This window comes from Cellulomonas sp. P4_H4 (assembly GCF_056400865.1).
Genome location: NZ_JBFUKL010000001.1, coordinates 874844 through 900237, shown reverse-complemented (window position 1 = coordinate 900237; position 25394 = coordinate 874844). Strand labels below are relative to the sequence as shown.

General features: G+C 72.5%; 21 protein-coding genes. 7 read left to right on the top strand and 14 right to left on the bottom strand.

Annotated features, from left to right (window positions below; translation table 11 throughout):
• Nucleotides 1-109 precede the first annotated feature (109 nt).
• The 3 genes from AC1DPN_RS04430 to AC1DPN_RS04420 all read right to left on the bottom strand — a co-directional run bounded on the left by AC1DPN_RS04430 (nucleotide 110) and on the right by AC1DPN_RS04420 (nucleotide 3597).
• Nucleotides 110-1795 (bottom strand): glycoside hydrolase family 13 protein, encoded by a 1686-nt coding sequence (locus tag AC1DPN_RS04430; protein ID WP_477083486.1) that lies wholly within the window; start codon nucleotides 1793-1795, stop codon nucleotides 110-112.
• Between the two features lie 223 nt (nucleotides 1796-2018).
• Entirely contained in the window at nucleotides 2019-3044 is a 1026-nt protein-coding gene (locus AC1DPN_RS04425; RefSeq protein WP_477083485.1) for a LacI family DNA-binding transcriptional regulator, read from the bottom strand.
• Between the two features lie 67 nt (nucleotides 3045-3111).
• On the bottom strand, nucleotides 3112-3597 hold the full coding sequence (locus tag AC1DPN_RS04420) for a MarR family winged helix-turn-helix transcriptional regulator (RefSeq protein WP_477083484.1): 486 nt from the start codon (nucleotides 3595-3597) through the stop codon (nucleotides 3112-3114).
• A gap of 118 nt (nucleotides 3598-3715) precedes the next feature.
• Here AC1DPN_RS04420 and AC1DPN_RS04415 point away from each other — a divergent pair, with 118 nt between their 5' ends.
• The 3 genes from AC1DPN_RS04415 (at nucleotide 3716) to AC1DPN_RS04405 (ending at nucleotide 7797) form a co-directional block, all read left to right on the top strand.
• Nucleotides 3716-4291 carry an NYN domain-containing protein gene (locus AC1DPN_RS04415; RefSeq protein ID WP_477083483.1) on the top strand — a complete coding sequence of 192 codons (576 nt, stop codon included), beginning with the start codon at nucleotides 3716-3718 and terminating at the stop codon, nucleotides 4289-4291.
• Between the two features lie 265 nt (nucleotides 4292-4556).
• Nucleotides 4557-5168, top strand: a complete 612-nt coding sequence (locus tag AC1DPN_RS04410) for a hypothetical protein (RefSeq protein ID WP_477083482.1) — start codon at nucleotides 4557-4559, stop codon at nucleotides 5166-5168.
• Nucleotide 5169: 1 nt separating this feature from the next.
• On the top strand, nucleotides 5170-7797 hold the full coding sequence (locus AC1DPN_RS04405) for a methyl-accepting chemotaxis protein (RefSeq protein WP_477083481.1): 2628 nt from the start codon (nucleotides 5170-5172) through the stop codon (nucleotides 7795-7797).
• Between the two features lie 53 nt (nucleotides 7798-7850).
• On the opposite strand, the gene AC1DPN_RS04400 is transcribed toward AC1DPN_RS04405, so the two are convergent.
• Genes AC1DPN_RS04400 through nirB form a run of 5 tightly spaced genes read right to left on the bottom strand, consistent with a single transcriptional unit; the run spans nucleotide 7851 to nucleotide 13900 of the window.
• Nucleotides 7851-8585: a sirohydrochlorin chelatase gene (locus tag AC1DPN_RS04400; RefSeq protein WP_477083480.1), complete on the bottom strand. Its 735-nt coding sequence runs from the start codon at nucleotides 8583-8585 to the stop codon at nucleotides 7851-7853.
• Nucleotides 8582-9700 (bottom strand): uroporphyrinogen-III synthase, encoded by a 1119-nt coding sequence (locus AC1DPN_RS04395; protein ID WP_477083479.1) that lies wholly within the window; start codon nucleotides 9698-9700, stop codon nucleotides 8582-8584. The genes AC1DPN_RS04400 and AC1DPN_RS04395 overlap by 4 nt, the downstream gene beginning before the upstream one ends.
• Nucleotides 9697-10926, bottom strand: coding sequence for a uroporphyrinogen-III C-methyltransferase (gene cobA, locus AC1DPN_RS04390; RefSeq protein ID WP_477083478.1), 1230 nt, complete (start codon nucleotides 10924-10926; stop codon nucleotides 9697-9699). Before cobA ends, AC1DPN_RS04395 begins: the two co-directional genes overlap by 4 nt.
• Nucleotides 10923-11321, bottom strand: coding sequence for a nitrite reductase small subunit NirD (gene nirD, locus AC1DPN_RS04385; protein WP_477083477.1), 399 nt, complete (start codon nucleotides 11319-11321; stop codon nucleotides 10923-10925). The genes cobA and nirD overlap by 4 nt, the downstream gene beginning before the upstream one ends.
• A complete protein-coding gene (gene nirB, locus AC1DPN_RS04380; protein WP_477083476.1) occupies nucleotides 11318-13900 on the bottom strand; it encodes a nitrite reductase large subunit NirB in 2583 nt (860 codons plus the stop codon). Before nirB ends, nirD begins: the two co-directional genes overlap by 4 nt.
• A gap of 134 nt (nucleotides 13901-14034) precedes the next feature.
• Between nirB and AC1DPN_RS04375 the strand changes: the two genes are divergently transcribed.
• The 4 genes from AC1DPN_RS04375 (at nucleotide 14035) to AC1DPN_RS04360 (ending at nucleotide 17175) form a co-directional block, all read left to right on the top strand.
• Nucleotides 14035-14562 (top strand): DUF1697 domain-containing protein, encoded by a 528-nt coding sequence (locus AC1DPN_RS04375; protein WP_477083475.1) that lies wholly within the window; start codon nucleotides 14035-14037, stop codon nucleotides 14560-14562.
• A gap of 24 nt (nucleotides 14563-14586) precedes the next feature.
• The gene (locus AC1DPN_RS04370; RefSeq protein WP_477083474.1) at nucleotides 14587-15033 is read left to right on the top strand and encodes an HIT family protein; all 447 of its coding nucleotides are present in this window, start codon (nucleotides 14587-14589) and stop codon (nucleotides 15031-15033) included.
• A gap of 10 nt (nucleotides 15034-15043) precedes the next feature.
• A complete protein-coding gene (locus AC1DPN_RS04365; protein WP_477083473.1) occupies nucleotides 15044-15559 on the top strand; it encodes a hypothetical protein in 516 nt (171 codons plus the stop codon).
• An 86-nt stretch (nucleotides 15560-15645) separates the two neighbouring features.
• Entirely contained in the window at nucleotides 15646-17175 is a 1530-nt protein-coding gene (locus tag AC1DPN_RS04360; protein WP_477083472.1) for a molybdopterin-dependent oxidoreductase, read from the top strand.
• Here the strand turns inward: AC1DPN_RS04360 and AC1DPN_RS04355 are convergent.
• The 6 genes from AC1DPN_RS04355 to AC1DPN_RS04330 form a co-directional block, all read right to left on the bottom strand.
• On the bottom strand, nucleotides 17168-18238 hold the full coding sequence (locus tag AC1DPN_RS04355) for a zinc-binding metallopeptidase family protein (protein ID WP_477083471.1): 1071 nt from the start codon (nucleotides 18236-18238) through the stop codon (nucleotides 17168-17170). The genes AC1DPN_RS04360 and AC1DPN_RS04355 overlap by 8 nt on opposite strands.
• 37 nt (nucleotides 18239-18275) lie before the next feature.
• On the bottom strand, nucleotides 18276-19763 hold the full coding sequence (locus AC1DPN_RS04350; protein ID WP_477083470.1) for an FAD-dependent oxidoreductase: 1488 nt from the start codon (nucleotides 19761-19763) through the stop codon (nucleotides 18276-18278).
• A complete protein-coding gene (locus AC1DPN_RS04345) occupies nucleotides 19760-21955 on the bottom strand; it encodes a molybdopterin oxidoreductase family protein (RefSeq protein ID WP_477083469.1) in 2196 nt (731 codons plus the stop codon). Before AC1DPN_RS04345 ends, AC1DPN_RS04350 begins: the two co-directional genes overlap by 4 nt.
• A gap of 5 nt (nucleotides 21956-21960) precedes the next feature.
• Complete coding sequence (locus AC1DPN_RS04340; RefSeq protein ID WP_477083852.1) at nucleotides 21961-23364, bottom strand: MFS transporter; 1404 nt, start codon at nucleotides 23362-23364, stop codon at nucleotides 21961-21963.
• A 146-nt stretch (nucleotides 23365-23510) separates the two neighbouring features.
• Nucleotides 23511-24572 carry a sulfate/molybdate ABC transporter ATP-binding protein gene (locus AC1DPN_RS04335; protein ID WP_477083468.1) on the bottom strand — a complete coding sequence of 354 codons (1062 nt, stop codon included), beginning with the start codon at nucleotides 24570-24572 and terminating at the stop codon, nucleotides 23511-23513.
• On the bottom strand, nucleotides 24569-25381 hold the full coding sequence (locus AC1DPN_RS04330) for an ABC transporter permease (protein ID WP_477083467.1): 813 nt from the start codon (nucleotides 25379-25381) through the stop codon (nucleotides 24569-24571). Before AC1DPN_RS04330 ends, AC1DPN_RS04335 begins: the two co-directional genes overlap by 4 nt.
• Nucleotides 25382-25394: the final 13 nt, after the last annotated feature.

Below are 25394 nucleotides of genomic sequence, written 5' to 3'. Positions count from 1 at the left end.
GAGGACCTCATCGTCACTCCTTCGTGAAGGTCCGACGCCGGCATTGTGCCGGATCGGACGTTGCGGGGCGGGGAACTGCTCGGGCGTCGTACGGGAACTGGTCGAGCGGTCAGGCGGTGCGCAACCACGCGGCGGTGTCGCGCGGGAGCAGCCCTGCCTCGAGCGGCGCGCTCGTGAGCAGGAGGTCGGTGTGGGCAGGCAGAGGTGCGGGCTCGTCGCCCAGGTTGACGACGCACACGAGATCGCCGCGGGCGAACGCGAGCACGTCGTCGGAGGTGTCGAGCTGGTCGAGCCAGCGCAACGGCCCGTCGCCCAGGGAGGGCTCGGAGCGACGGATCGCGAGCAGGTCGCGGTAGAGGTGCAGGGTCGACGCGGGGTCCGACTCCTGTGCCTCGACCGTGAGATCGCTCCAGTCCGCGGGCTGCGGGAGCCAGGTCTGCACCGTGCCACCTGAGCTCCCGACCGCGCCGTCGGGACTGAACCCGAACGGGGCGGACGTCCCGGACCAGGGCAGCGGCACACGGCAGCCGTCCCGGCCGGGGTCGACGCCCTCGGATCGGAAGTGCATCGGGTCCTGCAGCAGGTGGAGCGGCAGGTCCTCCACCTCGGGCAGGCCCAGCTCGTCGCCCTGGTAGATGTACAGCGAGCCCGGCAGCGCTGCGGTGAGCATCGCCGCGGCGCGGGCACGACGCAGCCCGACAGCGAGGTCGGTCGCCGTCCCGAACCGCTTGGCGCTGAACGCGAACGAGCTGTCCTCGCGCCCGTAGCGGGTCGCCGGGCGTGTGACGTCATGGTTGGACAGCACCCACGTGGCGGGCGCACCGACCGGGCCGTGCGCGGCGAGGGTCAGGTCGATCGACTCGCGGAGCTTCTTCGCGTCCCACGGGCGGGCCATGAAGTCGAAGTTGAAGGCCGTGTGCATCTCGTCGGGACGCAGGTACTGCGCGAACCGGGAGACGTCCTGCAGCCAGACCTCGCCGACGAGGACGCGGGTGCCCGGGTAGGAGTCGGCGACGGCACGCCAGCCGCGGTAGACGTCGTGCAGCTCGTCCCTGTCCACGTGGGGGTGCTCACCCGGCCGCGGGTGCTCGGGCACCTCGGGCAGCTCCGGGTCCTTGATGAGCAGAGCGGCCGAGTCGATGCGGATGCCGGCCACGCCGCGGTCGAACCAGAACCTCAGGACGTCCTCGAACTCTGCGACGACCTCGGGGTGGGACCAGTTGACGTCCGGCTGGGCGGGCGCGAACAGGTGCAGGTACCACTCGCCCGGCGTGCCGTCGGGGTTCGTCGTCCGCGTCCACGTGCTCCCCTGGAAGTCCGAGACCCAGTGCGTCGGGATCTCGTCGCCGTTCTCGCCCTTGCCCGGGTGGAACCAGAAGCGCGCACGCTCCGGCGAGCCGGGGCCCGCCGCGAGCGCCGCTTGGAACCAGGCGTGCTGGTCGGAGACGTGGTTCGGGACGACGTCGATGATCGTGCGGATGCCCAGCGCGAGCGCGTCCTCGATGAGCCGCTCGGCCTCGGCGAGCGTGCCGAACGCCGGGTCGATCGCCCGGTAGTCGGCCACGTCGTAGCCGCCGTCGGCGAGCGGGGAGACGTACCACGGGGTGACCCAGATGGCGTCGATCCCGAGATCACGCAGGTACGGCAGACGCGATCGCAGGCCTTCGAGATCGCCGGTGCCGTCGCCGTTCCCGTCGGCAAAGCTGCGCGGGTAGACCTGGTAGATCACCGCACCGCGCCACCACTGGGGGTCGGTCTCGGGCTGAGGCTGCGTCACTGCGGTCTCGTCTCTCATGTGCCGTCGCTACGTCATCGTCGCGAGATGGACACTAAAGGACTCGACTGAAAGTACGCAAGAACCTGACAGCGGAGTTATCGAAGTGTGACCAAAGGGGGGCCGAATCTCGATCATCCACAGGTCCTCCGTGCACCGCCGACCGAGACGGATGCTCCGAGAATCGGGCGTCACGGACGAAGCCCCCGTCGCACGGGGCGACGAGGGGCTCGGGCGGGTCCGGTCAGACGGCGGCGACCTGCCGGGCGCGCGCCGGGCCGGTCGAGCCGCGCACGACGAGCTCGGGCTCGAAGAGCAGCTCGTCGTGCGGGACCACCGCGCCGTGGATCTGGCTGACGAGCAGGTCGATCGCGGCGCGTCCCATCGGCTCGATCGGCTGTCGGACCGTGGTGAGGGGCGGCTCGGTGCAGCTCATGAACGCGGAGTCGTCGTAGCCCACGACGGAGATGTCGTCGGGCACGTTGAGGCCGGCCCTGCGAGCCGCGCGGATGACGCCGAGGGCGAGCGGGTCGCTCGCGCACACGATCCCCGTGACGCCCTCCTTCAGGAGCCGGTTGCCCGCGGCCTGCCCGCTCTCGAGCGAGTAGGCGCTGCGCACCACGTGGTTCTCGCCCAGCTCCAGGCCGAGGCGTCGCATGATCACCTGCGCCGCGCGGAGCTTGCGCTCGGAGGGCACGTGGTCCACAGGGCCCAGGACGAGCCCGATCGTCGTGTGCCCGAGCGAGGCCAGGTGCCCGATCGCCTGCTCGATCGCCACCTCGTCGTCGCACGAGACGCGCGGGAACGGCAGCTCCTCGATCGATGCGTTGATGAGCACGACGGGCAGGTTGCGGCCCGTGAGCCGCTCGTAGTGCTCGTGCGTGGCGTCCCGCTGGGCGTAGTGACCGCCCGCGAACACGATGCCCGAGACCTGCTGCCCGAGGAGCAGCTCGACGTAGTCCGCCTCCGACACACCACCGGCGGTCTGCGTGCACAGCACCGGGGTGAACCCCTGCTGCGCGAGCGCCCCGCCGACCACCTCGGCGAACGCCGGGAAGATCGGGTTCTGCAGCTCGGGGAGCACGAGGCCGACCAGACGGGCCCGCTCGCCCCGCAGCTTGGTGGGTCTCTCGTACCCCAGGACGTCGAGCGCCGTGAGCACCGCCTCGCGCGTCGACTCCGACACTCCGGGCTTGCCGTTGAGCACCCGGCTGACGGTGGCTTCACTGACACCGACCTTGCGCGCTACCTCTGCGAGTCGCCGTGACATGCGCGTCATCGTACGCGCCTTCGCGCAAACCGCTTGCAGGGCGTTGCAAGTGCCCTACAAGTGGTGGTCAGACGGCTCCAGGGTCGGAGATCGAGGCCTGCGCGAGGCGCAGCTTGTCCGTCAACGCGCGCAGCGTCGCCAGCTCGTCCGAGTCGAGCGCGCCGCCCACCAGGTGCCTGATGCTGCGCACGTGCCTGCGGCCGATCTCGCGCTGCATGCGCGCTCCCTCAGGGGTCAGCGTCACGAGCACGCCGCGGGCGTCGCCCTGCACCGGTCCCCGCGCGACGAGACCGTCCTTCTCCAGCCGCTCGACCAGCCGGGACAGGCTCGGCTGCGTCAGCAGGCTGCCCTCGCCGAGCTCGCGGAGCCGTGCCGCACCGCCGGGGCAGCCCGAGAGCGTGAACAGGACGTCGTACTCGCGGATCGTGAGCGGTCCCCACACGTCGTCGCGCTGGAACCGACGCATGAGCGCCACCTGCGCGCGGAACAGTGACTCCCACGCCTCGGCGGCCTCACGCGTCGCCGGCAGCTCCACGGTCCCCTGCTCCCTCACCGCACACCCCTTCGTGCCCTCTGTCGATGTCCATGCGAACGCATGCACCTCTCAACGGTGCACGAGCCGCTCCTGTTCCACCCGCGCCACGCGATCCACCTGCGGATACGCTCGGGCGATGAGCACCGAGGCGGCCCCGCGCACCACGTACCTCCTGGTGGACGGCGAGAACATCGACGCCACCCTCGGCTCGTCCATCCTCGGGGGTCGGCCGACGCCCGAGCAGCGGCCCCGCTGGGAGCGCGTGCTCACCTTCGCGCAGCAGACGTGGGACCAGCCCGTGAAGGCGCTGTTCTTCCTCAACGCGTCCAGCGGCTCGCTGCCCATGTCGTTCGTGCAGGCGCTCCTGGCCATCGGGTTCCAGCCGATCCCGCTGTCCGGCGAGTCGTACGAGAAGGTCGTCGACATCGGCATCAAGCGCACGCTGGAGGCGATCGCGGCGCGCGACGGCGACGTCCTGCTGGCGAGCCACGACGGCGACTTCGCACCCGAGCTCGAGGTGCTCGTCGACGACGAGGAACGCCGCGTGGGGCTCCTGGCGTTCCGGGAGTTCACCAGCACACAGCTGTCCGCCCTCGTCGCGAAGGGACTCGAGACGTTCGACCTGGAGACCCACGTGGCCGCGTTCAACGTCCAGCTGCCGCGCCTGCGGATCATCCCGCTCGACGAGTTCGACCCGCTGCGCTACCTCTGACGAGGTGCGCGGGCCGCACAGCGGAGGCCCAGGTTACGGCCGGGTAACAATGTATGTAGTACCGCCAGCATTTACCTAGTACCGCATGGCTCAGGTGTCTTCGAGGGTGCTAGACAACACCCGGGTCCCGCCCGAAGGGTCCGGTTGGCAACGCTTTCAACGGCGATCGCGGAGCACTGACCACCCCTCGGGCGGACCCCACTCACCAGCAGCTGGGCGAGCGGGCGAACCGCGGCCCTCGACTGCACAACACGACGGGGTGGCAATGAAGCGGTACCTCCTGGCGGGGCTCGTCCTCGCGCTGGTCACGACGGCAGTTGTCCTGTTCTCCTCTCCTGACCTGCAGGGGGTCGCGCTGCTCGGCGCCGCCCTCGGCGGGACGCTCGGGCTCGTCCCGGACCGGTCACCCGCGCAGCGGGTCGGCGGCTTCGCCGTCGGGTTCGCGGCCGCCTGGTTCGGCTACGCGCTGCGCGCAGCGGTGCTGCCCGACGCCAGCTCCGGCCGCGCCGTGGCCGTCCTGCTCGTGCTGCTCGTCTGCCTCGCGGTCGCGGCAGGCACCCGAGGGCGTCTGCCGCTGTGGTCCACCCTGCTGGGCACTGCCGCGATGTCCGGCGCCTACGAGTCGACCTACGCAGCCGACCCGACGGCCTTCGTCGGCACGTCGACGACCACCGCGACCGCGATCCTGCTCGCCGCCGGCGCCGGCTTCCTCGCGACTGCGCTGCTCGGGCCGCGCATCGTCGAGGACCGCGAGGCCGAGCGCGAGGCAACCGTCCTCCCCCTCGAGGAGCCGGAGACGGCTCCGGAGCCCGCACCGGCGCCTGCGCGCCCGGTCGCGTCGCCCACCTTCTCATTCGACCCCCAGCCGGAGGCCTGACGTGCGCCGCTCCCTCGCGACGGCCGGAGTCGCCGTCGTCCTGCTCCCCCTGACCCTCGGCGGCGCAGCCGTGCCTGCGCTCGCCACGGCCGACAGCGGCGACGTCGCCGTGACCAACACCGAGACCGTCCAGGCGAAGCTCAGCGCCTCGGGCGAGCTGATCGAGGCCCGCGTCTACGAGCAGCTCGCCCTGTCCGGACACGGCACCACCACGATCCACAACCCGGTCTCGACGAAGGGCCTGCGCAACCTCGACGGGTTCGGCGGCTACCAGGTCGTCGACGGCGAGGTGGTCAGCCAGGTCACCGTCGACGGGCAGACCCGCCAGCGCTCGGTCAGCGACTACGACCAGGACCTGCCCCTGACCGTCAAGGTCGAGTACACCCTCGACGGCGAGCCCGTCGAGGCCGGGCACGTGGTCGGACGCACCGGCACGCTCGGAGTGCACTACACGGTCAAGAACGTCACCGGGAAGACGCAGGACGTCACCTACGACGACGGCACCGGCAAGCAGGCGACCGCCTCGGCGCAGACCGTCGTCCCGATGATCGGCCAGCTCGTCACCACGCTCCCGTCGACCTTCACCGACGTCCAGTCCGACGAGGCGGGCATGGCCGGAGACGGTCACGGCGGGACCCGCCTGACGTTCCAGATGACGCTCTTCCCGCCCATCGGCTCCGACACCGCCGAGTTCGGCTACACGGCGCACGTCGCGCCGGGTCGCGTGCCGTCGGCGAACCTCACCTCGATGGCCGTCTCCCCCCTCGACTACCCCTCGTTCAAGGGCGGCGCAGCCAGCTACGAGGCCGGCGCCCAGAAGGGCGTCGACCTGACCGCCGGTGCGCTGCAGATCGACGAGAGCGTGCTCAAGCTGCACGACGGCGCTGCCACGCTGCTCGCGGGCCTGCTCCGCATGCACGCCGGAGCGACGCTGCTGTCGGACGGCCTCAACAATCGGCTCGAGCCGGGCTCAGAAGAGCTCGCATCCGGCCTGAACAACAAGCTCGCACCCGGCGCGCACCAGCTCTCCGACGCTCTCAACGACCAGATCGCGCCCGGCGCGGACGAGCTCTCGGCCGGCCTGAACGACCGACTGGCTCCCGGCGCAAACACCCTGGCCGAGGGCCTGAACGACGAGGCTCTTCCGGGTGCCCAGAAGGTCGCGGCCGGTCTCGGCGCGGCCGCACCCGGCGCTGCACAGCTGGCCGCTGGTTCGGCGGCGCTCTCCTCCGGCCTCGCGAGCGCAGCCGGGGGTGCGCCGTACCTGCTCGACGCCCTGGACCAGGTCAACGGAGGTCTTGCCGACGTCGATGAGGGTCTCGTGCTGCTGTACGGCGGCATCGGCGCACTGCCGACACAGGCGCAGGCGCTCCACACCGGTATCGGCCAGGTCAAGGCGGCGATCGGAACGACGACGACTCCCGGCACCCTGCTCGCAGCAGTGGACCAGATTCGCGGCGGGGTCGGGGGCGCTGCGACGTCCGCCACAGCCCTGAAGGCCGGCGCGGTCACACTCGCTGGACAGCTCGACCAGGGCCTGGCGGCACTGACGAGCCTTCGCGCCGGGATGAACCCCGCACTGCTCGACCAGTACGACGCGGTGCTGGATCAGATGTCGGACGGCCTGCCGCTGATCGGCGACGTGACCCGGGCCGACTCTCTCGCCGGGGGTGCGGCGGCCTTGTCGACCGGGCTCAGCGGCGCGGCCGCCGGGCTCGGACAGGTGGAGTGCGGCCTGAGCGGCCAGCTCCCGATCTGCCCCGTGGACGGCGCAGGCAAGAAGCCGGTGGGAGTCCTGGAGGCGGTCTCGGCCGTCGATGCGGGTATCTCGCAGCTGGTGAGCGGCGTCGTGAACACCGTGCAGTCGGCCGTCGGCGACGCCGACGACACCGCCCTCGACCACACCCTGCGCGGCGGGATCCACTCCCTCGAGGCCGGCGTCGGCCAGATCCAGACGAGCGGTGGTGGACTTGTGACGGGACTCGAACAGCTCAACGAGGGCGCCGCTGCGCTGGCCGAGGGCAGTGCAACGCTCAACGGCGGCGTTCAGCAGCTCGCCACCGGGTCGCAGCAGCTGGCTGACGGACTTGCGCCCGCCGCCGCAGGTTCGGCCGAGCTCGCGGACGGCCTGAACCAGGCTGCGGCCGGTTCCAGCACGTTGGCCGGCGGCATCGGTAGAGCCGCGACGGGCTCGAGCGACCTCGCGAGCGGAGTGTCCAAGGCCGCAGACGGCTCGACCGACATCGCGGACGGCGTCAGTCTGGCGGCCGACGGTTCCACCCAGCTCGCCGACGGCATGACCGAGGCGTCCGAGGGTGCCCCTGCGCTCGTCGACGGGGCCCAGCAGCTCTCTGACGAGGGTTCGTCGCAGGTCGTGGTCAGCGGGCAGGAGACCGCCGCGGACTTCGGGGTGAAGTACGCGGTCCTGACCGCGGGCGCCGAGCGCGCGTCGGCCGAGGGCATGGCCTACGGGGCCCCGGAAGGTGCCGTCGGCGCTACCGCGTACTCGATCGACATCGCAGGTGCGGACGGCTCGGGCGTGAACACGCTCGCGCGGCTCATCCTCGTGATCCTGCTGTTCGCAGCCGGCATCGGGATCGCGGCGCTGGTCAGCCGGCGCACCGCGTGAGGGACCGAGCACGGCTGAGGGCGGGCACCTGTCAGGTGCCCGCCCTCGGCGCGTCAGGTCTCGTCGTCGTAGCGGTCCAGCACGATGTCGACGAGACGGTCGTCCGGTGCGAGCGGGTCGGTGACGACGTCGGCCCCCGCCTCCCGGACGCGGTCGTGGAAGTACCCCGGTGCCAGCAGGTACGAGGCGACGACGACGCGCCCGCCCGGGGTCAGGTCGGCCCGGGCCGCGGCGACGGCCGCCGGGACGCGCGGTTCGGCACCCGCGCCGTAGCCGATCGTCACGGGCTGCGGGATGCGGTCGGCGAGCCCGGCGGCGACCTGCTCGACCGCGAGCGCGGCCGCCGGGTCGGTCGAACCCGCCGCGGCGAGCACCACGAGGTCGTCGGGACCGAGGTCCACGGCCGCGAGCCGGTCGACCAGGATGTCGACGAGACGCGGGTCCGGGCCCAGCGGCGACGCGGCCGTGGCACCGGGCTGGTCGACCGCGGCAGCGATGTCGACCTTGACGTGGAACCCGATCGAGAGCAGCAGCGGCACGACGACGGCACCTGCGGCGTCCCCGTCGAGGGCGTCGGCCACGACGTTGGCCACCTCGGGCTCCTGCACGTCGACGAACGCCTCGCGCACGTCCAGCTCGGGGCGCAGCGCGGCGGCTCCCTTGAGGATCGATCGGACGGCGGCACGACCGCTGAGGTCGTCGGTGCCGTGCGAGCAGCCGACGAGCACCGGGTGGGCCGGCTCGGCGTGGTCGGGTGCCGGGCCCCGGGCGTGCAGTGCGTTCGTCATCGCGCCTCCTCCAGCTCGAGACGGTAGCCCCTCTTCACGACCGTCTTGATGAGAGCTCGGCTCCCGGTGGCGTCGCGGAGGCGCGCGATGGCGACCTCGGCGGCGTGCGGGTCGGTCGAGTCGCCCGGCAGCACGGCCAGCACGTGGTCCCGCGGGACCACCGAACCTCCGGCCTTGACCAGCAGACGGAGCACCTCGAGCGACGTCGGCGTGAGCGCGAGCACCTGCCCGTCGAGCACGGCCGCGCCCCGGTGCACCTGCAGCGGGCCGGCGATCGTCTGGAGAGCCTCCAGGCCTCCGTAGTGCCCGACGAGCGCCCGGACCAGGGAACCCAGCCTGCCGCGGTCGGGGATCAGCGGGTCGATGCCGCGTTCCTGCAGCGGCTTGGCGGTGATCGGCCCGACGGCGGCCATGACCACGCTCCCCCGACGGGCCAAGCGGACGACCTGGTCGGCCACGTCCGCGTCGTCGGCCGCCGCGAACCAGGCGGCCGCACCGGGCGCCGACGTGAACACGACCGCGTCGATCTCCCCTGCGGCGACCGACCTGACGGACGCCTCGACGACCCCAGCGTCCGGCGGGGGGCCCCAGCGGTAGACGACCAGGCTGCGCACGCGAGCACCCGCGGCGGCGAACGCCTCGTCGAGCCCGTCGGCGCCCGCGCCGTGGTGCTGGATCGCGATGTCCCGCCCGGCGACGCCCTCGTCGAGCAGAACCTCGGCGATCTCGGCGCTCGTCTCGGACTCGGCGACCCAGTCCGCCGTCAGCCCCGCGGCCTGGATCGCACCGCGCGCCTTGGGTCCGCGCGCGACGAGGCGGGTGCCGCGCAGCATCTCGACGAGCGGCTCGGCCAGGCCGTAGGCGTCGGCGGCCTCGATCCAGCCGCGGAACCCGATGCCGGTGGTCACGATGACCGTCTGCGGCGGGTCGGCCAGCAGCGAGCGGGTGCCCGCGAGCAGAGCCGCGTCGTCGGTGTGCGGAACCATGCTCAGCGCCGGGGCGTGACGGATCGCCGCCCCGCGCCGACCCAGCGCAGCGGCGAGCTCGGCGGACCGCCTGTCGGCGGTCACCAGCACGACACAACCTGCGAGGGTCTGGTCGATAGGTTCGGTCACGACGCCATTGTGACGGGTGGACGTTCCGGAGTTGTTTCCAGGAGGTCCGCCGCGGCGACGTCTCCGATCACGATGACGGCCGGCGCGCGGACTCCCGCCGCGACCGCCGCGTCGACCACGTCGCACAGGGCCGCGCGCGTCACGCGCTGCCCCGGCAGCGTGCCCTCCTCGACCAGTGCGACCGGCGTCATCGGGTCGGCGCCTGCGTCCAGCGCCTGCTGGACCAGCGACGGCAGGGCGCTCACACCCATCAGGACGACGACGGTGCACGACTTCTCACGCAGGCCGAGCAGTGCGGCCGAGGACCAGCCGTCGTGCCCGTTCATCACGTGCACGGCGCCGACCGTACCCCGGTGGGTCAGCGGGATGCCGGCGGCGGCGGGCGCACCGAACGCGCTGCTCACGCCGGGGATCACCTCGACGTCGACGCCGGCCTCGCGGCAGGCGAGCACCTCCTCGCCACCGCGCCCGTACACGAACGGGTCGCCACCCTTGAGCCGCACCACGGTACGTCCGCGCTGCGCCTGCTCGACCAGGATCCGGCCGATCTCGTGCTGCGGGACCGGGTGGTTGCCGGGCGTCTTGCCGACGTCGATGACCTCGACGCCGGCGTGCAGCTCGTCGAGGACCGCGACAGGACCGAGGCGGTCGGTCACCACGAGGTCGGCCTCCGCGAGCGCGCGCCGTCCGGCGATCGTCAGCAGCCCGACGTCGCCCGGGCCGCCACCGACCAGGATGACCCGTCCGCGGGAGGCCCGGCGCCGACGCAGGTCGACCTCGCCCTCGCGCAGCTGGGTCGCGATCGCGTCGCGCACGACCTGGGTGCGCGTCGGGTCGGGGCTCCCGGTGCTGACGACGCCGACGAGCACGTCACCCTGCTGCGTCGTGGCCGGGGTCCGCGCGGACCCTGTCGACGCCCCTGCGTCGACGCAGAACGTGCGGCGCGCTTCGGCCCATGCGACGACGGCAGAGTCGGTGCCGCGGTCGCCTGTCGCCGTGTGCACGAGCCAGACACCGTCGACGTCGGCCTGGACCACCTCGCGCGCGTGCCACTCGACCAGGCCCCATCTGTGCATGTCACGCATGACCTCGCACAGCTGCGGCGCGACGACGACGACCCGCGCAGCGTCGGCGAGCAGAGCCTGGGCCCTGCGAGCGGCGACCGGTCCGCCACCGACCACGAGCACGCGCCGACCGGTGAGGTCGAGCCCGAGCATCGTGGTCATGACGCCACCTCGACGAGCCCGTCGCGTACCCGGACCTGCCAGGTCCGCAGGCCGGGTTCCAGTGCACGCGCCGGTGTCTTGCCGGCCACGTCGAGACACACACCCGTCGCGAGCGCGAAGACCTGCTTGTACATCGGCGAGGCCACCGTCGGTACGTCGACCCCGTCGATGCGTCGCGAGCCCACGATCCCCCGCGAGATCACGAACGCGTCGCTGAACGGGTCGTGCTGCTGGACGGCGAAGACGCGGTCGTCGACGAGGCGGAACAGCGCGACCTGCTCACCGTCGGCGAGCAGCGCCGCGGCGCCACGCTCCGGCGCGAGGTCGGACAGGCGGCACACGACGGTCCAGCCCGAGAGGCTCGCCTCGACGGGAGCGACGTCCAGCGTGGTCATGAGCGGACCTCCAGGGTGGTGCCGGCAACCAGGACAGGTTCGCCACGCAGGGCGGCTGCACGCTCGTCCGCCGTCGCGGGACGCGACTGACCGCGCTCCGGGACGTAGGCGAGCGACGGGTCGGGGGTCTCGGGAGCGTTGACGAACGACGCGAACCGGCGCAGCTTCTCGGGGTCCTCGAGGGTCGCGCGCCACTCGTCCTCGTACTCGTCCACGTGCGAGGCCATCTGCGCGTCCAGGTCGGCGCAGATGCCGAGCGAGTCCTCGAGCACCACGGAACGCACCCCGTCCAGACCGCCCTCGACGTCGTCGATCCACGGTGCGGTGCGCTGCAGCCGGTCGGCCGTGCGCACGTAGTACAGGAGGAACCGGTCGATCGTCCTGACCAGGGTCTCGGTGTCCAGGTCCTCGGCGAGCAGCTGCGCGTGCCGTGGCGTGAAGCCGCCGTTGCCGCCGACGTACACGTTCCAGCCCTTGTCGGTCGCGATGACGCCGACGTCCTTGCCGCGGGCCTCCGCGCACTCGCGGGCGCACCCGGAGACACCGAGCTTGATCTTGTGCGGCGAGCGCAGGCCGCGGTAGCGCAGCTCGAGCATCACCGCGAGCGCGACGGAGTCCTGCACACCGAACCGGCACCAGGTGGAGCCGACGCAGGACTTCACGGTACGCAGCGACTTGCCGTAGGCGTGCCCGGACTCGAACCCGGCGTCCACGAGCTTCTGCCAGATCACGGGGAGCTGGTCGATCCGGGCGCCGAACAGGTCGATCCGCTGCCCGCCGGTGATCTTGGTGTACAGCCCGAACTCCTGCGCGACGGACCCGATCGCGATCAGCCCCTCGGGCGTCACCTCGCCGCCGGGGATGCGCGGGACCACCGAGTAGGAGCCGTCCTTCTGCAGGTTGGCCATGACGTGGTCGTTGGTGTCCTGCAGCGCGGCCCTCTCGCCCTCGAGCACGTGCGCCGGGGACGTCGTCGCGAGGATCGACGCGACGGTCGGCCGGCAGATGTCGCAGCCGCGGCCCGTGGGACCGGTGCCGAACCGCTCGATCACGGCCGTGAACGACGAGGCGCCCGAGACCCGGATGGCGTCGTACAGCTGCGCGCGGGAGATCGCGAAGTGCTCGCAGAGCGCCGAGCTCACGGTGATGCCCTGCTTGGTGAGCTCGGTGGTCATGAGCTTCTTCACGAGCGGCAGGCAGGACCCGCAGCTGGTGCCGGCACGCGTGCACGCCTTGACCGCACCGAGGTCGGTGCAGTCGTGCTCGGTGACCGCCGCGCGGATGGTGCCGGCGGACACGTTGTTGCACGAGCAGACGCCGGCGTCGTCGGGAAGCTCGAGCTCGGGAGCTCCGCCGCCCCCTTCCGGCAGGAGGAACGCGGCCGGGTCGCCGGGCAGCTCGCGGCCCAGCATCGGACGCAGGCTGGCATAGGCGGAGGCATTGCCGACGAGGACGCCGCCGAGCAGCGTGCGCGCGTCGTCGGACATCACGAGCTTCTTGTAGACGCCGCCCACCGGGTCGGCCCAGACGATCTCGAGCGCGCCGGGGGTGGTCGCGAACGCATCCCCGAACGACGCCACGTCGACGCCGGAGAGCTTGAGCTTGGTGGCGGTGTCCGCACCGGGGAAGGTGGACGAGCCGCCGAGCAGCCGGTCCACCGTGATCTCGGCCATCGCGTAGCCGGGGGCCACGAGGCCGATGCAGGCACCCTGGATGCTGGCCACCTCGCCGACCGCGGAGATGTCCGGGTCGCTCGTCAGGCACGTGTCGTCGACGACGATGCCGCCACGCTCGCCGATCGCCAGGTCGGACGCACGCCCGAGCTCGTCGCGCGGCCGGACGCCCGCGGCGATCACGACGACGTCCGCGTCGATGCGCCCACCGTCGGCCAGCTCGAGGCGACCGACCCCACCTCGCCGGTGCGGGCGGATCTTGGTGGTCATCGCGTTGAGCCGCACACCGACACCGAGCTGGTTGATCAGCCGCCGCAGCGCCTCACCACCGCCGAGGTCGACCTGAGCGGACATCAGGTGCGTGCCCACCTGGAGCACGGTCGTCCTGGCGCCCAGCGCCTGCAGAGCGCCGGCCGCCTCCAGCCCGAGCAGACCACCACCGAGGACGGCTCCCTTGACCACGCGCTCCTGCGACAGCTTCTCGACGTAGCCACGGAGCTCCGCGACGTCGTCGACCGTGCGGTAGACGAACACGCCCGGCAGGTCCGCACCTTCCAGCGGCGGCACCCACGCCGACGAGCCCGTGGCGAGCACGAGGTGGTCGTAGCGCTCGGTGCGCCCGCGCCCGGTGGTCACGGTCTTGGCCGCCCGGTCGATCTCGGTCACGGCGTCGTCGCGCACGAGGGTGACCAGCGGGTCGTCCCACAGCGCCGGGTCGCCGAGCGCCAGGTCGTCGGCGTCACGACCCGAGAAGTAGGAGGTGAGCGCGACACGGTCGTAGGGCCGCCGCGGCTCCTCGGCGAGCACGGTGATCCGCCAGGCACCGCTCGGGTCCCGGTCGCGCAGCGCTTCGACCAGACGCTGGGCGACCATGCCGCCGCCGACGACGACGAGGTGCTGGGTCATGGGGTGCTCCGTCGATCGGGGGGCTGGGGCGTCTCCCACGCTAGGAAGCCGGTGTTGCGCGGTGGGTGCACGGCCGTTACCTCGGAGGAACCTTTCCCGCACACGGGGTGGGTGGGTGGTGTGAGAGTGAGGACATGAGCCCGGTCATCGCCCTGCTGCGCGCCGTCAACGTCGGCGGCCGAAAGGTCACCTCCGCCCAGCTCAAGGCCGTCGCGACCGGCCTCGGGCACGCGTCGGTGGTGACCTATGTGAACAGCGGCAACCTCGTGCTCGTCCCCACCGACGACGCCGACGTGGCGACCGGGCTGTCCGCCGCGCTCGCCGACGAGCTCGGGTTCGACGTGCCGGTGATCGCGCGCACGCTGGAGGAGTGGGACGCCGTCGTCTCGGACGTACCGCTGCCCACGGACGACCCTACGCACCTGGTCGCCGTGTTCTGGGACGGCCCCGTCGCCACGACCACGTCGGACTTCGACCCGTCGCGCTACGGCCGCGAGACCGTCGCGTGGGCCGGGCGCGAGACCTACGCCTACTACCCCGACGGGCAGGGCCGCTCGAAGCTGACCATCGACGTGCTGTCCAAGGCCGCCGGTCGCGTGGGCACCGCCCGCAACTGGAACACCGTGCTGGCGTTGCAGAAGCTCGCGCGCGAACGCGCCTGACCGCCCAGCACTAGCGTGGGAAGCATGGCCACCCTGTTCACCAAGATCATCGACGGAGACATCCCCGGCAGGTTCGTGTGGGCCGACGAGGTCGCGGTCGCGTTCGGCACGATCGCCCCGATCACCGACGGGCACGTGCTCGTGGTCCCCCGCGCCGAGATCGTGCAGCTCACGGACGCGCCGGACGACGTGCTGACCCACCTGATGCTCGTCGCCCGCACGATCGGCCTGGCCCAGCAGAACGCCTGGTCAGCACCCCGCGCCGCGCTGCTCGTCGCGGGGTTCGAGGTGCCCCACCTGCACCTGCACGTGCTGCCTGCCTGGGACGAGGCGAGCCTGTCGTTCCGCAACGCCCGTCCCGACCTGCCCGCCGCAGAGCTGGACGAGGCGGCCGAACGCGTGCGGTCCGCGCTGGTCGAGCTGGGCCACGGTGCGCACGTACCCGCCTCCCTCGGATCGGCCGCCCTCTGACATGACGCGGATGCCGAGGCACGAGTCGGGCCGCTGGACCGACCTGCCCTCCTTCGTGCTCGACGGCCCGGACCGGTCGAAGGAGGGCTTCGCCGTCCTCACCCAGGAGCGCGAGCTCGAGTTCCTGAGGCACGCCATGCAGGGCGTCCCGACGACATCCTGGACGCCGAACGAGATCGACTGGGACGCGTACCGGTTCCTGAGCCGGTCGGGGCCGTTCGACACGACCGACGAGCTCGCCGCCGAGCTCGTCGAGGTCCTGCGCGCGCACTCGACCGAGGAGGAGACCGTGGTCGTGGTGTGGAGCGGCAGCAGCAGTGCGGCGGTCGCCATGAGCTCCCGTGCTGCGCAGGAGAACATGGCAGACATCGAGGAGGCATGGTTCTTCCTCCTCGACCAGCGGGTTCTCGTCGTCGGCGACTGGGACGGATACGTCACCGCGGCACGGCTGCAGGACCTCACCGAGCCGATCGTCGCCCGGCTGCGCACGTTCTTCGAGGAGCCGTCGGACGGCCGGCACCTGTGAGTTCCTGACGGTGGCCGGTGGAAGGTGCGCGGGGTGACGACAAGACGCCACGAAGGGGGCAGAGTCGCCTAGTGACAGTGACCAGCGTGGCGGCACGCAGGCAGACAGGACAGGCAGCGGTCGCGGGGCTCGTCGCGGGCGTCGTGACCATCGGCGTCGGCTCGCTCGTCGCGCTGGTGACCGGGCCGTCGTCGGACCCGCTGGTCGCTGTCGGGGCGGCGTTCGTCGACGCGACGCCTCAGTGGCTCAAGCAGTTCGCGACGACCAACTTCGGCACCGCGGACAAGCTGGTGCTCGGGATCGGCGAGGTCGTCGTGCTGCTCGGGCTGGCGGCGCTGGCCGGCGTGCTCGCGGCCCGGAGGTGGGCGTGGGGCGCGACGCTCGTCGTCCTGCTCGGTGCGGGAGCCGCCCTGGCCGCGACCGCGCGACCCGACGCGGGAACGCTGGCGGGGCTGCCGAGCGTCGTCGGGACGGTCGCCGGTCTGTGGACGCTGCGGTTCCTGATCCGGCGCATCCCGCCCGCGGACACCGCGTCCAAGCGGCAGGCGGCTGCCGAGCGGCGCGGGTTCCTCCAGGCGACGCTCCTCGCGGGGGCTCTCGGCGTGGTCGCCCTGCTGCTCGGTCGGACCATCGGCAGCGGTGCTCGGGGTGCCCAGACCGCCCGCGACGACCTGCGCGTGCCGACGCCGGCCACGACGGCCGACCCCGTGCCGACCGGCGTGGACATCGGGGTCGACGGCGTCGACCCGTGGCTCACCCCCGCCGAGGACTTCTACCGGATCGACACCGCGCTGACCGTCCCGCACGTCGACCCGTCCGGCTGGAGCCTGCGCATCCACGGCATGGTCGACCAGGAGGTCACGCTCACCTGGGACCAGCTGCTCGCCTCGGACCTCGTCGAGGCGTACGTGACGCTGGCGTGCGTGTCGAACCCGGTGGGCGGTGACCTCGTCGGGAACCAGAAGTGGCTCGGGCTGCCGATCAAGGGGCTGCTGGAGCAGGCGGGCCCGACGGGCGACGCGGACATGGTCCTGTCGACGAGCGTCGACGGCTTCACGGCCGGGACTCCGCTGACCGCCCTCATGGACGGCCGGGACGCGCTGCTGGCGATCGCGATGGACGGGGAGCCGCTCCCGTTCGAGCACGGCTTCCCCGTGCGGATGGTCGTGCCGGGCCTCTACGGGTACGTCTCGGCGACGAAGTGGGTCACCGACCTCGAGGTCACCCGGTTCGCCGACGCGGAGGCGTACTGGACGAAGCGGGGGTGGTCGCAGGAGGGCCCGGTCAAGACACAGTCACGCATCGAGGTGCCGCGCGCGGGTACGACGGTCCCCGGAGGTCCCGTCGTCGTCGCCGGGACGTCGTGGGCGCAGCACCGTGGGATCACCCGGGTGCAGGTGCGCGTGGACGACGGCGCCTGGAACGACGCGACGCTCGCCGACGAGGGCGGGATCGACTCGTGGCGCCAGTGGTCCTGGACGTGGGACGCGTCGCCCGGTGATCACGAGCTCTTCGTCCGGGCGTTCGACCCGTTGGGTCCGCAGACGGGCGCAGTCCAGGGCGAGATCCCGGACGGCGCGACCGGCTACGACTCGCTGACCGTCAAGGTCAGCTGACCGGCGCCATCGCGCTCGCGAGCGGCTGCTCGACGCGCGACGCGCTCACGACCCGGTGGACGAAGTCGAGCTTGCGGGCCACCGGCTCGGGGATGGTGAACGGGTAGAGGTCGTGCTTGCCCATCGCCCGGTTGACGCGGTTGAAGAACGTCGAGACCGGGAGCCAGTCGCCGAGGATCTCGTCCATCGTCGCGTCCGCGTAGCTCGTCCGCGGCGTGATCTCCATCTCGGGGACGCTGCGGACACCCTCCATGCGCACGCTCAGGTTGCCGGCTGCCGCGGTCACCAGGGTGCGGGTGATGTGCAGGTAGTGGGCGAAGCACTCGGCGAAGTCCTCCCACGGGTGCATGGTCGCGTACTGGGAGATGTAGCTGTCCTGCCAGTCGTGGGGCGCACCCGTGCGGTAGTGGCGGGCGATCGCGTCGCGGTACGAGGCTCGCTCGTCCCCGAAGATGGTCCGGCACTCGTCGATCCAGTCCGTGCGCTCGACCAGGATGAGCTCGTAGTAGTGGCCGACCTCGTGCCGGAAGTGGCCGAGCATCGTGCGGTACGGCTCGCCGAGGCTGATCCGGAGCGCCTCGCGGTGCTCGTCGAGGGACTCCGCCAGGTCGATCGTGATGATCCCGTTGGCGTGGCCGATGGACACGCGAGCGCCCTCTGACCGCGACGAGAGCAGGTCGAAGCCGAGTCCGCCCTCCCGCTCGAACCACGGCGTCACGGGCAGGCCCAGGTCGGCGAGCTGCACGAGCAGCCGACGCTTGTCCGCGGACGCGCTCGCGAGCTTCTCCAGGGCGAGGGTGTCGTCGTTGTCCGGGCGCTTTCGCGTCAGCCGGCAGGCCAGGCAGCGGCCCGAGCCCGAGTCGGCCGCGGCGAGCCAGTTGCAGCCCCACTCGCGGTTGCTGCACGGGAACCACCAGACGCCGTCGACGTCGGTGCCCTGCTCGGGTGCCGAGCGCATCGTCAGCGTCGGCGGGTGCAGGCCCATCTCCATCCCGCAGGCGCTGCACTCGGTGGTCTCGATGAAGGCGAGGGTTGCGCAACGGGGGCAACGGAAGACGTCCACGCGCGAACCGTAACCCGTGCGCAGGTCAGAGCAGCACCTATCGGGCTGCCGCCGGCTGCCGAGCCTCCGCCGGCTGGTCCGGGTCGGTCTGCTTGAGCCAGTCGACGATGCCGCACACGGCGTCCTTGCAGCCGCCGCAGCCCGTGGTCGCACGTGTCGCGACGGCGACGTCCTCGACGCTGCGTGAGCCGTGCCGCCAGCAGCCGACGATGTCGCCCTTGGTCACGCCGTTGCACCGGCAGATCACGGCCCGGTCGGGCATCTTGACCGGCGAGGCGGCGGGCACCGCGGAGCCGGCGACGGGACGCAGCAGGAGCTGTGCAGGGTCCGACGGTGCCGGAGTGCCTCGCGTGTAGGCCGCGACCAGGTCCGCGGCGACCGCACCCGCCCCGACGCACGTCGCGCCGATCACGCGCCCGTCGTCGACGACGACCTCGATGTACCGGCCGCCGTCGGGGTCGCTGAGCTGGACACGTCGACCGGGTACGGGCTCGCCGCGCGGGACACCGCACACGCCCATCGTCACGACGTCGAGCCCGGCACCCTTGACCTTGACCACGTCGGTGCCGACGGACGGCAGCGCCTCCTCGGGAGTCGACGCCGTGAGCCGGGTGGCGAGCCGTCGGGCCTGGTCCCAGCCCTGCGCGATGAGCCCCGAGCCGCCCTCGGGCGGCTGCGCGCAGTCGCCGATCGCGAAGACGCGCCCGTCCGCGAGCGTGGCCAGGTCGTCGCCGACGACGATCCCGCGTGCCACGTCCAGGCCCGCACGCTGCGCCAGGTCCACCTCCGCCACGGTCCCGGCCGTCAGCACGAGCAGGTCGGCGGGGATGGTCTCCCCCGCCTCCAGGCGGACGCCGGTGATCCGGCCTCCGCGCACGATCGCCTCCTCGGTGCGAGCCCCGACCCGTACCGAGACGCCGAGTGCCGTCAGCCGCGCCATCGCCACCGAGGCGGCGATTCCGTCGAGCTGCCGGTCCATGAGGTGCGCACCGCCGTGCACCACCGTCACGTGCACACCGCGACCGGCCAGCCCGCAGGCCACCTCGAGCCCGAGCACACCGCCGCCGACCACGACGGCGCGCTGCGCGTTGACGGTCGCGGCGACGATCTCGCGGGCGTTGTCGAGGGTCCGCAGTGCGTGCGCACCCGCGGGCAGGTCGTCAGCCCCCCGACGCCCGAACAGGTCGGGAACGCGCGCACGGGCACCCGTGGCCAGCACCAGCAGGTCGTAGACGTGCTCCTCGCCGGCGTGGTCGGTCACCGTGCGGGAGGCGCGGTCGATCGAGACCGCGCGCGTGCCGGGCAGCACGTCGTGGCCAGCCTTGTGGGAGCCGCGAGGCAGCGTGATCGAGGCGACGTCCAGCTTCCCGGCGACGACCTCGGAGAGCAGCACCCGGTTGTACGGCTCGTACTCCTCGGCACCGAGCACCATCGTCGTGAACCGCTTCTCCGAGTCACGTGCGTGCAGGTCGTCGACGAACCGCGCGCCGACCATGCCGTGACCGACCACCACTACGCGCGTCATGAGACCTCCAGCAGGGACGAGTCGTCGAGCACGTCGGCGGAACCGGTCCAACGGCTCACGGAGACGGCGCACACCTTGAACTCCGGCATGCCCGAGATCGGGTCGGTGGCATCGGTGGTGAGTCGGTTGGCGCTGCTCGTGCCGCTCCAGTGGAACGGCAGGAACACGGTGTCGGTGCGGACGGCCTCGGTCAGCCGGGCCCGCACGACGCCACGCCCGCGTCCGGTCTCGAGCTGCACCAGGTCGCCGTCGGCGATCTCGTACCGGTCGGCGAGCAGCGGGTGGATCTCGACGTACGGGTTCGGGGCGCTGCGCACCAGCTCGGGCACCCGTCGCGTCTGCGCACCCGACTGGTAGTGCGCGAGCAGGCGGCCGGTGATGAGGAAGACCGGGGCGTCCCGGCGCAGGTCGTCGCTGGGGCCCCGGTGGTCGACGGGCACCAGGCGGGCGCGCCCGTCGGGCGTCGGGAAGCGGTCCAGGAACATGCGCGGGGTGCCCGGGTGGTCCGCCGACGGCACCGGCCAGAACAGCGCCTCCTCGGTGTCGAGGCGCGCGTGGCTCAGGCCCGCGTAGTCCGCGCGACCGCCGGCCGAGGCGCGGGCCAGCTCGTCGAACACGAGCGACGGGACCGTGTCGAAGTGCACGGTCGAGCCGAGCCGCCGCGCGAGGTCCGCCATGACGTCCAGCTCGCTGCGCACGCCGGGAGGCGGGTTCAGCACGCGTCGGCGTCGGATCACGCGCCCCTCGAGCGAGGTCATGGTGCCCTCCTCCTCGGCCCACTGCGTGACCGGCAGGACCACGTCGGCGAGCATCGCGGTCTCGGACGGGAGGAAGTCGCACACGACGAGCAGCTCGAGGTCCTGCAGCCGGCGTCGCACCGCGTCCGCGTCGGGCGCGCTGACCAGCACGTTCGAGCCGTGCACGAGCAGAGCGCGCGGTCCGCCGGGCGTGCCGAGCGACCGCAGCAGCTGGATCGCGGGCATCCCCGTGCGCGGCAGGGCCGCAGGGTCGACGCCCCAGACCCCTGCGACGTGCGCGCGCGCCGCGTCGTCCTCGATCGAGCGGTAGCCCGGCAGCTGGTCGGCCTTCTGCCCGTGCTCGCGGCCACCCTGCCCGTTCCCCTGCCCGGTGATCGCGCCGTACCCGGACCCGACCCGCCCCGGCAGACCCAGCAGCAACGCGAGCGTGATCGCGGCTGTCACGGTGTCGGTGCCCTGCGTGCTCTGCTCGACGCCGCGCCCGGTCAGGATGTACGCGCCCGAACCCCCACGGGATGGTGAGGCGTTGGCGAGCAGGAACGCGACGCGCCGCAGGGTCGCGACCGGGACGCCGGTCACCTGCTCGGTCCGCTCCGGCCACCAGAGGGCCAGCGATCGTCGGACGTCGTCGAGCCCGGTCGTGCGCTCCTCGAGGTACTCGGTGTCCGCCAGGTTCTCGGCCAGCACGATGTGCGCGACGCCGAGCAGGAACGCGAGGTCCGTCCCGGGCACCGGCTGCACGTGCACGCCCTGCTCGTCCGAGGCCAGCTCGGCGGTCGCGGAGCGACGCGGGTCGACGACGATGACGCCGCCCGCGGCCCGCGTGTGCGCGAGGTGCTGCACCGACGGCGGCATGGTCTCAGCGAGGTTGGAGCCGAGCAGCATGATCGCCTGCGCGCCGCCGAGGTCCTCCAGCGGGAACGGCAGCCCCCGGTCCAGGCCGAGCGTGCGGTTGGCGCCCGCCGCCGCCGACGCCATGCAGAACCGGCCGTTGTAGTCGATGTTCGGGGTGGCCAGCACGGTCCGCGCGAACTTGCCCAGCGCGTACGCCTTCTCGTTGGTCAGCCCCCCGCCGCCGAACACCGCGACGGACTCGGGTCCGTGCTGCGCACGCAGGGCGGCAAGCGTCGTCGCGACGAGGTCGAGCGCGGTGTCCCAGTCGGTCGGCTGCAGGACACCCGCGGCGTCGCGGACCAGCGGGGTGGTCAGCCGCTCGGTCGAGCGCAGCAGCGTCGGGCTGGTCCAGCCCTTCTGGCACATGCCGCCCTTGTTCGTCGGGAACTGTCGCGCCGAGGCCGTGACCACGCCGTGCTCGTCGGGCGTGAGTGTCTGCGCGCACTGCAGGGCGCAGTAGGGGCAGTGCGTGTCGGCGGGCGCGGCGGAGCCGGCCGCGGACGTTCCCGCAGCCGGCGCCACCACGTCGAGAGGGGTCATCAGGCTCAGATGACCGTCGAGCCGAACGTGCCCGAGCGGCGCTGGTACACGCCCCAGGTGGTCAGGGCCATGACCACGTAGAACCCCACGATGACCCAGAGAGCGGCCTGGATGTTGCCGGTCAGCGACGTGGAGACCGCGAACCCGCGGGGAACCAGGAACCCGCCGAAGGCGCCGATCGCACCGGCGATGCCGAGGCACCCGGCGGCGGCCTTGATGCGGCGGGCGCGGTCCGCGTCGTCCGTCGTGCCGAACCGGAAGACGGCCGGGATCATCCGGTAGACCGAGCCGTTGCCTGCGCCGGTCGCCGTGAAGAGGACCAGGAAGCTGGCCAGGAAGGCGCCGAACGAGTGGGCCCGCAGCGAGAAGATCGCGCAGACCACGCCGATCCCCATGATCGTGAACGCTGCGATGGTCACCCGGGCACCGCCGAGCCTGTCGGCCAGGATCCCGCCGAGCGGACGAGCCAGGGAGCCGACGAGCGCACCGGCGAACGCGATGGAGATGGTCACGTCGGGGAACTGGCCCTTGAGGAGCGTCGGGAAGGCGCCCGAGAAGCCGATGAAGGACCCGAACGTCCCGATGTAGATGAACGAGATGATCCAGGTGTTCCTGGAGCGGGCCGCGACGGCGTACGAGCGGGGGTCGGACTTCGCGTTGGACAGGTTGTCCATGAACTTCCAGGCGAGGAACGCTGCGACGACGACCAGCGGGACGAACATGTACCCGGCGCGCTCCAGCTGGATGCTCGCGGCGCCGACGATCACCAGCGGCACGGCGAACTGCACCGCGGCGGTGCCGAGGTTGCCGCCCGCGGCGTTCAGCCCGAGCGCCCGGCCCTTCTCCCGCTCCGGGTAGAAGAAGGAGATGTTGGCCATCGACGAGGCGAAGTTGCCGCCGCCCAGACCGGCGAGGGCGGCGACGGCGAGCAGCGCCGGGAAGCCCCACGCGGGGTTCTGCACGACGACCGCGAGCCCGATCGTCGGGATCAGCAGGAGCAGGGCCGAGATGATCGTCCAGTTGCGCCCGCCGAACAGCGGGACCGCGAACGTGTACGGGATGCGCAGCGTCGCGCCGACGAGGCTGGGAACCGCGATCAGCCAGAACGTCTGGTCGACGCTGAGCACGAACCCGGCTGCTGCGAGCTGCGGGACGACGATGCTCCACACGGCCCAGACACCGAAGCCGAGGAACTCGGCGAAGATCGACAGGCCCAGGTTCCGGCGAGCGATGACCTTGCCGACGGACGCCCACTGGCCTGCGTCCTCGGGGTCCCAGCCGTCGATCCAGCGGCCGGGGCGGGTCGTGATCGGGGCACCGGTCAGGGCCCCGGTGTCGAGCGTTCTGTCGGTCGTTGCGGGCGCCGTCGTCGTGTCGACGGCGTCGGCGGTCGCGAGCGGTGTCGCCATGGTGACCTCCGGGAGGGACGGGGTGGGGTACGTCCCGAACGCTAAGGAGGTCATGTTTCCGTCGGACTGCGTCCCCGGTTGCGCGTGCGGAACCTTTCTCGCACTGGTTGCCGGGGGTGCCTGTGAGGTTCCGGACGCACGCCCGGTCAACGCAGGCGGCGCACCCGCACCAACGACGACGGCACGCTCAGCCGCAGCGGCGCGCCCACCCGCAGGTCGAGGCGGGCGACGTCGGCGGGCGGCAGGTCGACGACGACGTCGCCCGTCGTGCGGACGCGCACGCCTGTCGTGCCGGGCTCGAGGTCGACCACGCGAGCGTCCCAGCCGTCCCGTCCGTCGGCTCGGTCGGCTCGGTCGAGCACGACCGCGGTCGGGGGGAACGTGACCTGCGCGCGTCCCACGGCCGCCTCGCACGGGACGAGCACGCCGTCGGGTCCGGCCAGCGCGGTGGTGCCGTCGGGACGGATGACGACCGTCCCGACGACGAGGTTCACACCGGCCAGTGCGGCGGTGAACGGGTGGACGGGGTCGGTCAGCACGTCGAGCGGGCGCCCCTGCTCGACCACCTCGCCGTCGTGCAGGACGATCAGGCGGTCGGCGAGCGTGACGGCGTCGAGCACGTCGTGCGTGACCAGGACGGTGGCCGTCCGGGTGCGACGGACCTGGTCGCGGACGAGCTCGCGCAGGTCGGCGGCGGTGCGGACGTCGAGCTGCGCGAACGGCTCGTCGAGCAGCAGGACCGACGGCTCGGCCGCGAGCGCCCGCGCGAGCGCGACGCGCTGGCGCTGGCCGCCGGACAGGGCAGCGGGCCGGCGGTCTTCCAGACCGGACAGACCGACCGCCGCCAGCCACTCGTCGGCAGAGGCGCGTGCCTCGCGCGCGGGGACGCCGGCCGCGCGCGGGCCGAAGGCCACGTTCTCGCGCGCGGACAGGTGCGGGAAGACCAGCGGGTCCTGGCCGAGGAGCCCGACCGACCGCTGCTCGGGTCGGACGGCGACGTCCGAGGAGGTCAGCGTCCGAGCTCCGACGCGCACGGTGCCGGCGACCGGGCGCAGCGTTCCGGCCAGCACCGCGAGCAGCGTCGACTTGCCGGCGCCGTTGGGCCCGAGCACCGCGACGATCTGCCCGGGTGCGGCCACGACGTCGACCGTGAGCCTGAAGGCCCCGCGCGCGGCCTCGACCGAGGCGACGAGCCCGGTGTCGCTCATGCGGCACTCCGTCCGGGACGCCAGGCGCGGGCCGCGAGCAGCACAGCGACCGCAGCGACGACTAGCAGCAGCGAGAGCGCGACCGCGGTGCCCTGCGTCACGCCGGCGCCGTTGAACGCCGAGTAGATGGCCAGCGGCATGGTGCGCGTGACGCCCGGGGCGTTGCCCGCGAACAAGGCGGTCGCACCGAACTCGCCGAGCGCGCGGGCGAAGCACAGGACCGTCCCGCTGACCAGGCCGGGCATGACGAGGGGGAGGGTGATGCGGCGCAGCACGGTCCACCGGGACGCACCCAGGCTCGCGCCGACGGCCTCGTAGCGCGTGCCGGCGGTGCGCAGCGCCCCCTCGACACCAAGGACGAGGAAGGGCATCGCGACGAACGTCTGGGCGATGATCACGGCCGTCGTCGTGAACGGGATGGAGATGCCGAACCAGCTGTCCAGCGACTGCCCGATCAGCCCGCGCCGGCCCAGCAGGAACAGCAGCGCGATGCCCCCGACGGTCGGCGGCAGCACGAGAGGCAGCGTGACCAGCGCACGCAGGATGTCCGCCGGCCAGCCGCGCGAACGTGCGAGCACGACGGCCAGAGGGAAGCCGAGCACGACGCACGCGAGCGTCGCCGTCAGCGACGTGCTCAGCGAGAGCCACAGCGCCTGGAGCGCCGCGGGCGAGGCGATGTCGGACGGCAGCGAGCGCCAGTCCGCACGCACGAACAGCGCAACCACGGGCAGCACGAGCAGGCCGACCGCGAGCACCGCGGGCGCCCAGAGCAGCCCGGGCACACCGACGGAGTCGTCGCGGTCAGTCACCCGCGACGGGGCC

Excerpts from the sequence above, each read along its gene's own strand:
- AC1DPN_RS04365 (WP_477083473.1), top strand. The coding sequence starts at position 15,044 with ATGCCGAGGCACGAGTCGGGCCGCTGGACCGACCTGCCCTCCTTCGTG.
- AC1DPN_RS04335 (WP_477083468.1), bottom strand. The coding sequence starts at position 24,572 with ATGAGCGACACCGGGCTCGTCGCCTCGGTCGAGGCCGCGCGCGGGGCC.
- AC1DPN_RS04340 (WP_477083852.1), bottom strand. The coding sequence starts at position 23,364 with ATGGCGACACCGCTCGCGACCGCCGACGCCGTCGACACGACGACGGCG.
- AC1DPN_RS04415 (WP_477083483.1), top strand. The coding sequence starts at position 3,716 with ATGAGCACCGAGGCGGCCCCGCGCACCACGTACCTCCTGGTGGACGGC.
- AC1DPN_RS04410 (WP_477083482.1), top strand. The coding sequence starts at position 4,557 with ATGAAGCGGTACCTCCTGGCGGGGCTCGTCCTCGCGCTGGTCACGACG.
- AC1DPN_RS04400 (WP_477083480.1), bottom strand. The coding sequence starts at position 8,585 with ATGACGAACGCACTGCACGCCCGGGGCCCGGCACCCGACCACGCCGAG.
- AC1DPN_RS04375 (WP_477083475.1), top strand. The coding sequence starts at position 14,035 with ATGAGCCCGGTCATCGCCCTGCTGCGCGCCGTCAACGTCGGCGGCCGA.
- cobA (WP_477083478.1), bottom strand. The coding sequence starts at position 10,926 with ATGACCACGATGCTCGGGCTCGACCTCACCGGTCGGCGCGTGCTCGTG.
- AC1DPN_RS04370 (WP_477083474.1), top strand. The coding sequence starts at position 14,587 with ATGGCCACCCTGTTCACCAAGATCATCGACGGAGACATCCCCGGCAGG.
- nirB (WP_477083476.1), bottom strand. The coding sequence starts at position 13,900 with ATGACCCAGCACCTCGTCGTCGTCGGCGGCGGCATGGTCGCCCAGCGT.
- nirD (WP_477083477.1), bottom strand. The coding sequence starts at position 11,321 with ATGACCACGCTGGACGTCGCTCCCGTCGAGGCGAGCCTCTCGGGCTGG.
- AC1DPN_RS04430 (WP_477083486.1), bottom strand. The coding sequence starts at position 1,795 with ATGAGAGACGAGACCGCAGTGACGCAGCCTCAGCCCGAGACCGACCCC.
- AC1DPN_RS04345 (WP_477083469.1), bottom strand. The coding sequence starts at position 21,955 with ATGACCCCTCTCGACGTGGTGGCGCCGGCTGCGGGAACGTCCGCGGCC.
- AC1DPN_RS04425 (WP_477083485.1), bottom strand. The coding sequence starts at position 3,044 with ATGTCACGGCGACTCGCAGAGGTAGCGCGCAAGGTCGGTGTCAGTGAA.
- AC1DPN_RS04350 (WP_477083470.1), bottom strand. The coding sequence starts at position 19,763 with ATGACGCGCGTAGTGGTGGTCGGTCACGGCATGGTCGGCGCGCGGTTC.